Annotated in this window: 9 protein-coding genes; 4 read left to right on the forward strand and 5 right to left on the reverse strand. The window is 73.4% G+C overall.

Features of this window, described 5'->3' with window-relative positions; all coding sequences use genetic code 11:
- Positions 1-351: 351 nt before the first annotated feature.
- From ACFC0D_RS17200 to ACFC0D_RS17215, 4 genes are all read right to left on the reverse strand, one after another.
- On the reverse strand, positions 352-1,584 hold the full coding sequence (locus ACFC0D_RS17200) for a VWA domain-containing protein (protein WP_376436032.1): 1,233 nt from the start codon (positions 1,582-1,584) through the stop codon (positions 352-354).
- Positions 1,581-3,845 carry a DUF5682 family protein gene (locus tag ACFC0D_RS17205; RefSeq protein ID WP_376436068.1) on the reverse strand — a complete coding sequence of 755 codons (2,265 nt, stop codon included), beginning with the start codon at positions 3,843-3,845 and terminating at the stop codon, positions 1,581-1,583. Before ACFC0D_RS17205 ends, ACFC0D_RS17200 begins: the two co-directional genes overlap by 4 nt.
- A gap of 146 nt (positions 3,846-3,991) precedes the next feature.
- The gene (locus ACFC0D_RS17210; protein WP_376436035.1) at positions 3,992-5,194 is read right to left on the reverse strand and encodes an AAA family ATPase; all 1,203 of its coding nucleotides are present in this window, start codon (positions 5,192-5,194) and stop codon (positions 3,992-3,994) included.
- A 110-nt stretch (positions 5,195-5,304) separates the two neighbouring features.
- Positions 5,305-5,718 (reverse strand): hypothetical protein, encoded by a 414-nt coding sequence (locus ACFC0D_RS17215; RefSeq protein ID WP_376436038.1) that lies wholly within the window; start codon positions 5,716-5,718, stop codon positions 5,305-5,307.
- Between the two features lie 145 nt (positions 5,719-5,863).
- Here ACFC0D_RS17215 and ACFC0D_RS17220 point away from each other — a divergent pair, with 145 nt between their 5' ends.
- Complete coding sequence (locus ACFC0D_RS17220) at positions 5,864-7,228, forward strand: SWIM zinc finger family protein (RefSeq protein ID WP_376436040.1); 1,365 nt, start codon at positions 5,864-5,866, stop codon at positions 7,226-7,228.
- A 38-nt stretch (positions 7,229-7,266) separates the two neighbouring features.
- Positions 7,267-8,853, forward strand: a complete 1,587-nt coding sequence (locus tag ACFC0D_RS17225) for a DUF5691 domain-containing protein (RefSeq protein ID WP_376436042.1) — start codon at positions 7,267-7,269, stop codon at positions 8,851-8,853.
- A gap of 416 nt (positions 8,854-9,269) precedes the next feature.
- Here the strand turns inward: ACFC0D_RS17225 and ACFC0D_RS17230 are convergent, their stop codons facing one another.
- On the reverse strand, positions 9,270-9,677 hold the full coding sequence (locus tag ACFC0D_RS17230; RefSeq protein WP_376436045.1) for a cobalamin B12-binding domain-containing protein: 408 nt from the start codon (positions 9,675-9,677) through the stop codon (positions 9,270-9,272).
- A 301-nt stretch (positions 9,678-9,978) separates the two neighbouring features.
- Here ACFC0D_RS17230 and ACFC0D_RS17235 point away from each other — a divergent pair, with 301 nt between their 5' ends.
- The gene (locus ACFC0D_RS17235; RefSeq protein WP_376436047.1) at positions 9,979-10,767 is read left to right on the forward strand and encodes an esterase/lipase family protein; all 789 of its coding nucleotides are present in this window, start codon (positions 9,979-9,981) and stop codon (positions 10,765-10,767) included.
- A gap of 290 nt (positions 10,768-11,057) precedes the next feature.
- A partial coding sequence (locus ACFC0D_RS17240) for a M23 family metallopeptidase (RefSeq protein ID WP_376436050.1) occupies positions 11,058-12,619 on the forward strand: 1,562 nt, incomplete at its 3' end.

Here is a 12,619-nt window from a genome sequence, read left to right on the forward strand (position 1 = left end):
GGGCGTGCCGCGAAGGGCAACGTGACTGCGCTGTCACAAGGGAGGCGTTCACGGTGTCCGTGGACGCGGCATGTCCGTCTCGCAGGTTATCCCCGAGGGACGTGGGTCCCTAAATCGCAGATCACAACGGAGCGGTGATACGGGTCACAGATCGTAGGGGGAGGGGGGCGGTCCGTAGGGGGCCCCGAGGGTGGCCTCGGGGTCCACGGCACAGGTGGGGACAGGGCGTTGTGGACCTCACGACGCGCCCGGACGCCAGGTGAGGGGGTCGCGAGCCCGGTTGTGATATGGGCCTCAGTGCGCCCGCAGACGGCCGGTCGGGTGGCGACGGGGCTACGGAATCCGCAGCGGTCACGGCGTGTCCGGCACCGGCAGGGGGCGCTTCTCGATCGCCGCCGCCATCACCTCGGGGAAGAGGTCCGGGGTGCAGGCGAAGGCCGGGGCGCCGAGCGCGGCCAGGGCGGCCGCGTGCTCGCGGTCGTACGCGGGAGCGCCTTCGTCGGAGAGCGCGAGCAGGGCGACGAACTGCACGCCCGACGCCTTCATCGCCGCGACCCGCTTCAGCATCTCGTCGCGTATGCCCCCTTCGTAGAGGTCGCTGATGAGGACGACGACGGTGTCGGCCGGCCGGGTGATCTGCGACTGGCAGTAGGCCAGAGCGCGGTTGATGTCGGTGCCGCCGCCGAGCTGGGTGCCGAAGAGGACGTCGACCGGGTCGTCGAGCTGGTCGGTGAGGTCGACGACCGCCGTGTCGAAGACGACGAGCCGGGTCGCGATCGAGCGCATCGAGGCGAGCACCGCGCCGAACACCGACGCGTAGACGACGGAGGCCGCCATCGAGCCGGACTGGTCGATACAGAGGACGACGTCCTTCTTGACCGACTGCGCCGCCCGGCCGTAGCCGACGAGCCGTTCCGGGACGACGGTGCGGTACTCCGGGAGGTAGTTCTTGAGGTTCGCGCGGATCGTGCGGTCCCAGTCGATGTCCCGGTGCCGGGGGCGGCTGATCCGTGCCGAGCGGTCGAGCGCGCCGGTGAGTGTGGCCCGGGTGCGGGTCGCGAGGCGCTTCTCGAGGTCGTCGACGACCTTGCGCACGACGGCGCGGGCGGTCTCCTTGGTCGTCTCGGGCATGGCCTTGTTGAGGGAGAGGAGCGTGCCGACGAGATGGACGTCGGCCTCGACGGCCTCCAGCATCTCGGGCTCCAGGAGCAGGGTGGACAGGCCGAGCCGCTCGATGGCGTCGCGCTGCATGACCTGGACGACGGAGCTGGGGAAGTACGTCCGGATGTCACCGAGCCAGCGGGCTACGGAGGGGGCCGAGGCGCCGAGGCCGGCGGATCGGTCGCGTCCGGTGGAGCTCTTCGTGCCGCGTCCGTAGAGCGCGGTCAGTGCTCCGTCCATCGCCGAGTCGGTGCCGGCGAGGGAGCATCCCGTGCCGTCCGCCTCGCCGCCGCCGAGGACCAGGCGCCAGCGGCGCAGCCGCTCGTCGTTCCCGGTTCGGGGGTCGGCACCGGCACCTACGTGTGTGCCGGTACCGCTCCCCCTTCCGTCAGTGGTTCCGTTTGCGGTTCCTGTTCCGTTCATCGGGCCGCCCCTTCCGGCTCGTCGTGTCCCAGCAGCAGCCGCAGGACCGGCAGCACTCCGTCGGCCCGCTCCTCGTCGAGGCTCGCGGCGAAGCCGGGGGTTCCGGCCTCCGGTCGGCTCGCGGTGGCGGACGGGCCGCGTGCGACCAGCTCGCCCAGGGTGCGCCGGACGCCCGGTTCGTACGCGGAGAAGGTGCGCCGCAGCAAGGGCAGTACATCGGTGAAGGTGTCGCCCGGGACCCCGGTCAGCCAGTCGTCGACCAGGGTGAGCAGCCTTTCGTCGTGGACGAGGATCATGCCGCCTCCGGCGGCGCCGCCGACGAAGCCCTCGATCCAGGCGGCGGCATCGGCGGGGGCCGTCCCGGGCGACAGCGCGAGGCCCATGAGCCGTGCGGCCTCGTCCTCGTCGAGGCGCCCCTCGTCGAGGAGCAGCCGGGCGGCGCGGCCCCGGAGGATCCCGGGCACGGTGTCGCGATCGGCGAGCTTGCGGAGCACTCCGGTCCAGCGGTCGGATCGTTCCGTGCTGTCGGGGAGGAGTCCGAGGGCTCCGTGGACCGCGTCGAGATGGCCGCGCATCTCGGCGGCGGCGTCGGCGTCGAGTCCGGCGCACGCCGGGGGGAGGCCGACGCAGATCCGTTCGGCGAGCCCGGCGGCGACCTCGCCGAGGGCGACGGTGTCGGTGGCGCGGACGTCTCCGTAGCGCAGGGATCGGGCGAGCGCGGGCAGGGCCTGGGCGAGGTGCCCGACGTCGGAGTCGAGCGCGGCGCGGTCGGCGAGGGCCGTCATGACGACGGTCAGGGCATCGCCGAGTCCGGCGAGCAGGCACTGCTCGGCGAGCGCGGTGACCTCGGCGAGTGTCGTGGCCTCCAGGGCGCGGGCCTCGGCCTTGGCGGTGGCGGCGGAGTCGACGGTGGTGCCCCAGACTCCTGCCTCGGCGACCCGGACGTGCAGCTCCGGCTCCCAGCGCAGCCGCCAGCTCTCCCGGAAGGTGCCGGTGCTGCCTCGGCCGGCGACGGGCTCGCCCCAGCCGATGCCGAGCAGTCGCAGCCGGTGCAGCATTCTGCTGCGGGCGGCGTCGTTCTCCTTGCGCAGATCGAGCTCCAGCTCCCGCTCCTGCGCCTCCGGCTTGAGGCGCAGCCCGCGCTGGAGCCGGGCGAGGTCGCGCTGGAGCGGTACGGCGGGGGCGTCGGCGGGGACCTCGCCGAGGACGTCGCCGACGACGAGACGGTCGCGGACGAGGTCGAGCGGAACGTCGGAGCCGTCGCACATGACGGCCCGTACGGCGTCGGTGGTCTCGCCGAGCCCCGCCAGCGGCCGGCCGCGCATCGTGGCGAGGGTCTCGGCGAGCCGTACGGCCTCGATGACATGCGCGGAGGACACGATCCGGTCCTCTTCCCTGAGGAGGCCCGCGACCTTGGTCATCCAGCGTTCGACCGGGCGGTCGGGGGCGGCGAAGAGGTGTCCGTACCAGCCGGGCGCGTCGATTCCGGCGCCGTACCCCGAGCGGCGGGCGAGCCTGCGGTGGGTCCACGGCACCCACGTCATCTCGGTCTTCACCTTGGGCAGGCCCTTGAGCAGGGCCCGGTCGGCTCCGACGGTGGTCTTCCGGGACAGCGCGGGCACGTGCCAGGCGCCGCAGACGACGGCCACGGAGTCGCCGAACTCCTTGCGGGCGGAGCGCAGCTGGAGTCGCATGTACGCCTCGCGGACCAGGTCGCGGGCGTGGCCGCCGTCGTCGTGTGCCTCGCGCAGGGCGCCCATGGCCTCGGCGACCGCCGCGAAGGGAGCCGCGGGGTCGGCGGGCGCGATGGTGCCGCGGAGCTCGATCACGTCCTCCCACCAGCGCTCGGGGTCGTCGTACCCGGCGGTCCGGGCGAGCTCGCCGATCGGGTCGATCCGCAGACCCTCGTCCGTCTCGTCGCCCGTGGGGTCGGTGGCGTCGGCGGCTGCGGTGGCGGCGGCGAGGCTGTGGGCGGCGGGAAGGTCGATGAAGCGCACGGCGGCGCCGTGGGACAGGGCCCAGCGGATCGCGACCCACTCGGGCGAGAACTCGGCGAAGGGCCAGAACGCGGCGCGTCCCGGGTCGTCGACGGCGTGGGCGAGCAGCGCGACCGGTGGCCGCATCTCTTCGTCGGCGGCGAGCGCGAGCAGCCCGTCCGCCTCGGGCGGCCCCTCGATCAGCACGCACGCGGGCCGCGCCGCGTCGAGCGCGCCGCGCACTCCGCGCGCGGACCCGGGGCCGTGGTGCCGGACCCCGAGCAACAGCGGCCCGGAGTCCCCTTGTCCGTCGCGTCGCCCGCCGACCGGCGCGGCCGCGCCCGTGGCGCGCCGCTCCGTCGCCGCGGGCCTGCCCGGTGGGGCCGCGCGGCCCACGGGGGCGTCCCCGGTCGTCACCGCAGCGGGCGTCGTCACGCGCTCACCTCGCGGCAGGCGCGGTAGAAGTCCTTCCACCCGTCGCGCTCCCGGACGACCGTCTCCAGGTACTCCTGCCAGATGACGCGGTCGGCGGCCGGGTCACGGACGACGGCGCCGAGGATGCCGGCCGCGACATCCGCGGGGCGCAGGATGCCGTCGCCGAAGTGGGCGGCCAGGGCGAGGCCTCCGGTGACGACGGAGATGGCCTCGGCCGTCGACAGCGTCCCCGAAGGGGACTTGAGCTTCGTACGGCCGTCCGTGGTGACCCCGTCGCGCAGTTCGCGGAAGACGGTGACGATCCGGCGGATCTCCTCGACCCCCTCGGGGACGGCCGGCAGGTCGAGGGAGCGGCCGATCTGGTCGACGCGGCGCGCGACGATGTCGACCTCCGCCTCCGGGGTGGCCGGCAGCGGCAGCACGACGGTGTTGAAGCGGCGGCGCAGCGCGCTGGAGAGGTCGTTGACCCCGCGGTCGCGGTCGTTGGCGGTGGCGATGAGGTTGAAGCCCCTTACGGCCTGCACCTCTTGGCCGAGCTCCGGCACGGGCAGGGTCTTCTCGGACAGGATCGTGATGAGCGTGTCCTGCACGTCCGCGGGGATGCGGGTGAGCTCCTCGACGCGGGCGGTCAGGCCCTGGGACATCGCGCGCATGACGGGGCTGGGCACGAGCGCGTCCCGGCTGGGGCCGTGGGCGAGCAGCTTGGCGTAGTTCCAGCCGTAGCGGATCGCTTCCTCGGGCGTCCCGGCCGTGCCCTGCACCAGCAGGGTCGAGTCGCCGCTGACGGCGGCGGCGAGGTGCTCGGAGACCCAGGTCTTGGCCGTGCCGGGCACGCCGAGCAGGAGCAGTGCCCGGTCGGTGGCGAGGGTGGTGACGGCGACCTCGACGATCCGGCGCGGTCCGACGTACTTCGGTGTGATCACCGTTCCGTCCGGCAGCGTGCCGCCCAGGAGATAGGTGGCGACGGCCCATGGCGAGAGCTGCCAACGGACGGGCCGGGGACGGTCGTCGGCGGCGGCGAGCGCCTTGAGCTCGTCCGCGAAGGCGTGTTCGGCGTGCGGCCGCAGGGCCTCGGCGCCGGATTCGATGCCGGTGTCGCCGCCGGGTGCGACGCCGGATGCCGTGGCGGTCGGAGCGGCCGTCCCGGTGTCGCTTCCGGCACCGGGAACGGCGCTCTCGATGGTTTCGGGCACGGTCATGGATCCCCCTCCAGATCGTTCGACCTGATGTGTGATCCACCGTGCACCATGCCACTGACAATCGGCCGTCGCCGCAGGTCGGAGGCTAAGTCCGCACGCTCGTACGGGAGTCAGCCTGCGATCGGGGAGACCGCGACGCAGCCACCGGCCATCGCCTGCTCGCCCTTCGCCTCCTTGATGACCTTGCCCTTGTGGATGACCTTGCAGGTGAGGCCGGCCGCCGGGTCGAGCGAGAGCGGCATGACGGCGGGCGGCATGATGCCCTTCAGCGTCACCGTCTTCGTCCACGGCGTGGTCGGCTTGGTCTCCTTCTCGAGCTTCGGCTCCATGGCCGAACCGCTGCCACCGTGGAACTCGATCGACTCGATGTTCTTGCCGGTGACCTCGTACGTGACCTCGTAGGTCTCGTTGACGGCCTTGTCGACCTGGTCGGCGGCCTTGTCCGCGGCCGAGCAGGCGCCGAGACCGAACGCGAGGCCGGTGACGGCGAGGACCGAGGCGGCGGTGCGGATGGTGCGCTTCACGAGGTGTCCCCCAGGGAGTTCTGTGGTTGTCCCCCGCACACAATCGTAAAGGGAAGGTAAAGTCAAATACCTTGCCCGGTCGGTCGCGAGTGCGCGAAACAGCAGGTCAGGATCGTTGTCAGTGGGGCCCTCTACCGTCGTGGACATGGATACACAGGGGGTGCGCTGGACGGCGGATCAGGTGCTGGCTCTGGCTCCTGACGACGCCTCACGCAGAGCGGGGAGCAAGCTCGGCACGGCCGGGCCTTGGTCGAGTACGGGCGGCGGCGGCGAGGGGGTCGTCTGGGGTCTGTGCCGGGGCAGCGGCAGCACGCCGTACCGCACGGTCGTCGACATCACGGGCCCGGCGTATTCGTGCAGTTGCCCCAGCCGGAAGTTCCCGTGCAAGCACGCGCTGGGGCTGTTGCTGCTGCGGGCCGCGGACGGTGTGGACATCGGGGGCGGCGACGCGCCGGACTGGGCCGAGCGTTGGCTGGAGGGCAGGCGCAAGCGCGCCGAGGGCGTACGGGCGCGCGAGGCGGACGGCTCCGGCGGGGCGGGTGCCGCCGATCCGGAGGCCGCGCGCCGCCGGGCGGAACGCCGGGCGGCCCGGATCACCGCGGGCGCAGAGGAGTTGGAGCAGCGGCTCGCCGATCTGCTGCGCGGCGGCCTGGCCTCGGCCGAGCAGTCCGGATACGGCCTGTGGGAGGAGACCGCGGCCCGGATGGTCGACGCCCAGGCTCCCGGACTCGCGGGCCGCGTCAGGGAGTTGGGTGCGATTCCGGGCTCGGGGCCCGGCTGGCCGGTCCGGCTCCTGGAGGAGTGCGCGCTGACCCACCTCCTGGACCGCGCCTGGCTCTCCGTGGACCGGCTCCCCGGCCCGCTGGCGGCGACCGTCCGCACCCGGGTGGGCCTGCCGGCTCCGACGCAGGGCGTAGCGGTGCGGGACCACTGGATGGTGCTCGCCCAGTACGACTCCACGGACGGCAAGCTGACGACCCGTCGCATCTGGCTGTACGGCAGGGAGACCGGACGCACGGCGCTGCTCCTCTCCTTCGGAGCCATGGGGCGCGCACCCGAACTGGGCCTTCCGGTGGGCGTGACGGTCGACGCCGCGCTCACCCCTCAGGCGGGTGCGGGCGCGCTGCGGGCCGAGCTCGGCGAGCTGTTCTCGGCGCCCGCCCCGCTCGACGCCCCGCCCCGGGGCGGCACGGTCGGGGACGCGCTCACCGCCTACGGCCGCGCCCTGCGCGAGGACCCGTGGCTGGACTCCTGGCCGGTGACGCTCGCCGATGTCGTTCCCATACCGACGGACCACGGCTGGCAGCTCGCCGACGCGGCGCCGGTCGCCGGCGGCGGCGAGGCGGTGCCGCTCAGCGGTCCCGCGCTCGGGCGGCCCGGCCTGTGGCGGCTCGCCGCGCTCTCCGGAGGTGGGCCGGTGACCGTCTTCGGGGAGTGCGGGCACCGCGGGTTCACCCCGCTCGCCGCCTGGTCCGCCGACGCCCCCGGCGAGACGGTCCCGCTCCACTGAGTCCGTACGACCGCCCGACGACAGTTTGGAGGACCTCGATGGACGCCTGGGAAGAACTCGTCACCTCGGCGCTGCTCGGCACCGACCGCCGGCCGCCCGCGCTCCCCAGGACGGTGGCCGGGGGCGCTCCCGTCGCGCTGCTGGACGCCGCGGCGCTGCACACCGTACGGCGCAGGGCGGGGCTGCGGCCGGGACCTGCCGCCCCCGCGCCGGAGCCCGCGCCCGCGGACACCCGCAGGCCCCTGCCCGAGCCCGCCCGCCACCGCCTCACCCAGCTCCTCGCGGGCCGGGCCGCGGCCGCGCCGTCCGGGGGGCGACGCGGGGCCGCGCCCGACCTCGCCGAGCTGCTCCCGCAGTGGCTCGCCGCCGCCAACGACCACGGCTACAAGGCGCCCGCCTCGGCCCTGCCCGCCCTCCTCGACGCCGCCCGCGCCCGTACCGATCTGCGTCCCCAGGCCCTCTTGCTCGCCGGGCCGCGCGGGCTCTGGCTGGCCCGGCTGAACCCTGAGTGGAAGTTCGCCCTGCGCGGTGCGGGAGGGAGTTCGGTGCTCCCCGACCCCCGGGACAGCGAGGCGGTCCGGGCGCTGTGGGAGGAGGGGCTGTTCGCCGAGCGGGTCGCGCTGCTCGCCTCCGTACGGACCGAGGACCCGGCGGCCGCCCTGGAGCTGCTGCGCTCCACATGGGCGGCCGAGCGCGCCGAGGACCGGCTGATGTTCCTGGACTCGCTGCGGGCCGGGCTCTCCGGCGCGGACGAGGAGTTCCTGGAGGCCGCCCTGTCCGACCGCAGTCGCAATGTCCGCTCCACGGCCGCCGAGCTGCTCTCCGCGCTGCCCGACTCGGCGCTCGCGGGCCGCATGGCGCGGCGCGCCTCGTCCTGTGTCTCGCTGGACCGTACGAAGGGGGCCGAGACCGTCGTCGTCGAAGCCCCGCACGAATGCGACGAGACGATGCAGCGGGACGGGCTGCTCCCCACTCCGCCGGCGGGCCGCGGCGAGCGGTCGTGGTGGCTGGGCCAGCTGGTCGAGTCGGCGCCGCTGTCGTGCTGGCAGGCGCGGTTCGGCGGGCGGGCACCCGAGGAGATCGTCGCCCTTCCGGTCGCCGACGACTGGCAGGGGGAGCTGCACGCCGCCTGGTGCCGGGCGGCGGTACGGCAGCGGGACGCCGACTGGTCCCGGGCCCTGCTCGGCGCCCCGGCCGCCCCACCGGCGACCGGCCCCGGCATCGCGTCCCTGGCGGAGCGGGCGAAGCTGCTCTCGACGCTCCCTGACGAGGAGCGCGCCCGTTGGGTCGCCTCGTTCATCGCGGCCCACGGCCTGTCGGAGGCGTTCCAGCTGCTCGGCGTGTGCACGGTGCCCTGGGCGGAGCCGCTCGGCGGGGCGGTGATCGACGCCCTGGACATCGCACGCGAGGCGGGCAGCTATCCCTGGAGCTTCAGCGGTGTGATGGGCCTGGCGGAACGCTGCCTGTCCCCGGACGCGGCGCCCCAGCTGGAATCCCTGACCGCCCTCCCCACAGAACCGGAGGACGCCTCCCCAGGAGCCGGCAGCTACTGGTCGGAGGCTTTCCAGCGCCTGGTGTCGACCTTGCGCCTACGGGCGACGATGCGAGCGGAACTGGAGGCGTAGCCGGACTGCCGTGGCGGCCCGCACGGGCGCGGCGAGGGTACTGCCGTACGGGCTGCCGCCTCAGCGACAGCCTGGCGCGACCGCCGCGACCAGCGCGAGCACCAGCGGCCAGGTGACTGCTGGGCGGCACGGAGGCCCACGCGGGCGGTGCGAGCACCCAACCGCCCGGCGACGCCCCTACCCGACGCGCCGGCGGGGCCAGGGCGACCGTGGGCCACACCGGATGGGCAGGGCGACAGCCCTGTGGGTGCGGGTCACACCCGCCCCTCCGGGGCAAGCCCGCCCACAGGCAGCTCCACATGCGCCAGGCGCCAGGCGCCACCCCAGCATGGGATGGGCCGGGCGGCAGTCCGGGGGACGGCGCGGTGCACCCGCCCCAGCGCGCCCGCCCAGTCGTCCCGCCCCGCCCCGCAGGGCTACGCGGCGACGCGGACGTTCGCGTTCACCCAGGCCACGATCGACGCCGTCGTCGCGCCCGGCGTGAAGATCTCCGCCACACCCTTCTCCTTCAGCGGCGCGATGTCCGCGTCCGGGATGATCCCGCCGCCGAAGACCTTGATGTCCTCCGCGTCGCGATCCTTCAGGAGCTCCAGGACCTTCACGAAGAGTGTGTTGTGCGCGCCGGAGAGGATCGAGAGGCCGATGGCGTCGGCGTCCTCCTGGATCGCCGTGTCCACGATCTGCTCCGGCGTCTGGTGCAGCCCCGTGTAGATGACCTCCATGCCGGCGTCACGCAGTGCCCGCGCGATCACCTTGGCCCCGCGATCGTGGCCGTCGAGACCCGGCTTGGCCACCACCACGCGGATCGGACCGGTCACACCCATCACTGCCTCCACATGCGACCCCCGAGCGCCTTTGCCGGGGAGGTGAACGAACGTTATCGCCAGCATCCCGCACGTGACCGTTTCGCGGTGGCCGGGGAGGGGGAAATCACACGGTGGGACATTGTTCGCCTGCGCCGGACCCTCCCGGGCCCGCCACACCGGGCCCACCAGCCTCAATCGGGTCGTGCGCAAGGGAGCCGATACGGGGTTGTCGTACCTCCGAGCCGTCAATCGCACGGCACGGAGGTACGACACACCCCACTGCCGTATCGGCGCCCGCGTGCCGTTCGGGAGGTCGCCGATGGAGCTCACCAGGCTCACCAAGGTCACGACTGCGCTGAAGGCCAACGCCCTGGAGCTGGCGATCCTCACCGGCCATCTGATCCTCTACCCCTCCGGCATCGCCGCCGAGCGCCCCGCGCCCGCGTCGGAACCGGGGACGGGCACCGGGCGGCCGGTCGTCCTGCTGCACGGCTTCGTCGACAACCGCTCGGTCTTCGTCCTGCTGCGCCGCTCACTCGCCCGGCACGGCCGTCACCCCGTCGAGTCGTTCAACTACTCTCCGCTCACCTGCGACCTCCGCACCGCCGCCGAACTGCTCGGCCGCCATGTGGAGGAGCTCTGCGCCCGCACCGGCCACCACGAGGTCGACCTCGTCGGGCACAGCCTGGGGGGCCTCATCGCCCGTTATTACGTACAGCGCCTGGGCGGTGACGCACGGGTGCGCACGCTGGTCATGCTCGGCACCCCGCACTCCGGCACCGCCGCAGCGCCCTGGGTCGGTGCCCACCCCCTGATCCGGCAGATGCGCCCCGGCTCCGAGGTGCTGCTGGAGCTCGCCGAGCCCGCGCCGGGCTGCCGTACGCGCTGTGTCAGCTTCTGGAGCGATCTCGACCAGGTGATGGTCCCGGTGGAGACCGCGCGGCTCGACCACCCCGATCTGATGGTGCACAACGTGCGTGTCAGCGGGATCGGCCATCTCGCCCTGCCGGTGCATCCGACCGTCGTGGCCGGGATCCGGGACGCCCTCGACGCCGAGGATTCGGCCGCCACGCCGGGAGCCGAGCCCGGGGCCGCGTCCGTGGCGTGATCCCGGCACCCCCGCCCCGGCGCGCGACCCGGCGCACATCACGGCACACAGACGCCTGACGACCCGCCAGAAGGTGTCTGTTCTTCGAACGTTCCTCGAACACAGAGCCAAAGCTCTTCCCCTGGATCACCGAAAGACGGCCGATTGCCCGTTTCCTGCGGACCCAAAACCCTCGGAAGATTGTCGCCTGCGTATACCGCCGGGTACAGTCGCGCCACTGCTTAACCCCGGGACACCCCTTTGCGGGCCCGCCCCGGACTGGTCCTGCCGCCGAGGCGAGAGAGAAGTTGGTGAACGACCAGCACCCCCACGCCGGGTACGTCGGAGACGACGCCCACAGCACCGGCGGCTTCGCCACCGACCCGCTCTTCGGCGCCCTCCCGGGCAATTACGACGCGGGCCACAGCGGCCAGTACGACACCACTCAGTGGAGCGGCAGCCACCAGTGGGACGCCGGCACGTACGACACCTACGTCGCACAGCAGCCGATGACGCAGCAGTACGACACCACCGGCCAGTACGACGTCTCAGGTCAGTACGACGCCACGGGTCAGTGGGACGCCACCGCCTGGAGCGAGGCGCAGCAGACCGGGCAGTACGAGACCGCGCACTTCGCCTCGTACGACACCACCGGCCAGTGGACGGCCCCCGCCTTCGAGACGGGTACGTACGACGCCACCGCCTGGAACTACGCCGCGCCGGAGCAGAATCTCCTGGTCGCCGACCCCGTCGTTCCGCAGCAGTACACCCCCGAGTACGAGTTCGTCCCCGAGCAGCAGACCGTGCAGCAGGCCGAGCACCAGCCCGAGTACGCCACCCAGCCCGAGCACGCCGAGCACACCGCGCAGTTCGAGGTCCTCACGCAGGACGACTCGTACGCGGACTCGTATGCGGACACGGACATGGACGCGGACGGGTACACGTACGAGTACGTCTACGAGCCCCCGGCGGAGTCCGAGGAGCTGGCCGTCGAGAGCGCGGAGTCCGCGGTCGGCGCGGCGGCCGTCGCCGCCCGCCCGGTGCGCCGTTCCTCCGGCGGCAGCCGAGGCCGTCGCCGTACGCCCGCCAAGCGCTCCGCACTCCTGACCGTCGCCGTCCCCTCCGCCTGTGTCATGGGCGTCGCCGGGATCGCGGCCGCCTCGGTCGGCGGGCTCGCCGACGCGGGCGACACCAAGGACGACACGACGGCGCTCGCCGCCGCCGACCCGGCCTCGGTCAAGCCGGTGGCCGCCAACAACGAGCTGGACACCCAGCTCGCGGCGCTCAGCGCCGACGCCCGCGACTTCGGCGACCGCGCCAGCCGCACCCAGGAGCGCATCGACCTCAAGCTGCGCCAGGAAGCGGAGAAGAAGAAGCGCGAGGAGGAGGCGGCCCGCAAGGAGGCGCTGCGTCCCAAGTTCGCGCTTCCGGTGAAGCTGCACGAGCTCAGCGCGCGCTACGGGCAGGCCGGCGTCAACTGGATGTCCGTGCACACCGGTATCGACTTCCCGGTGCAGTACGGCACGAAGGTGATGGCCGCGACCGACGGCACCGTCCGCACCCAGTACAACGGCGCCTACGGCAACATGGCGATCGTGACCGCCGCGGACGGCACGGAGACCTGGTACTGCCATCTCAGCAGCACCAAGATCCGCAGTGGCAAGGTCAAGGCCGGTGACGTCATCGCGTACTCCGGCAACTCCGGCAACTCCACCGGTCCGCACCTCCACTTCGAGGTCCGGCCGAACGGCGGCGCGGCGATCGACCCCGAGGCGTGGCTGCGCAGCCACGGCCTCAGCCCCACCCGCGGACGCCTCCGCAGACGAACGAACGACGAGAGGGGCGCCCGCCCGCGGCCCGGGGGCCCCCCCAG

It is taken from the genome of Streptomyces sp. NPDC056222 (assembly GCF_042264065.1).
In the GTDB taxonomy this organism is placed as follows: Bacteria; Actinomycetota; Actinomycetes; order Streptomycetales; family Streptomycetaceae; genus Streptomyces.

Excerpts from the sequence above, each read along its gene's own strand:
- ACFC0D_RS17200 (WP_376436032.1), bottom strand. The coding sequence starts at position 1,584 with ATGAACGGAACAGGAACCGCAAACGGAACCACTGACGGAAGGGGGAGC.
- ACFC0D_RS17210 (WP_376436035.1), bottom strand. The coding sequence starts at position 5,194 with ATGACCGTGCCCGAAACCATCGAGAGCGCCGTTCCCGGTGCCGGAAGC.
- ACFC0D_RS17220 (WP_376436040.1), top strand. The coding sequence starts at position 5,864 with ATGGATACACAGGGGGTGCGCTGGACGGCGGATCAGGTGCTGGCTCTG.
- ACFC0D_RS17225 (WP_376436042.1), top strand. The coding sequence starts at position 7,267 with ATGGACGCCTGGGAAGAACTCGTCACCTCGGCGCTGCTCGGCACCGAC.
- ACFC0D_RS17230 (WP_376436045.1), bottom strand. The coding sequence starts at position 9,677 with ATGGGTGTGACCGGTCCGATCCGCGTGGTGGTGGCCAAGCCGGGTCTC.
- ACFC0D_RS17235 (WP_376436047.1), top strand. The coding sequence starts at position 9,979 with ATGGAGCTCACCAGGCTCACCAAGGTCACGACTGCGCTGAAGGCCAAC.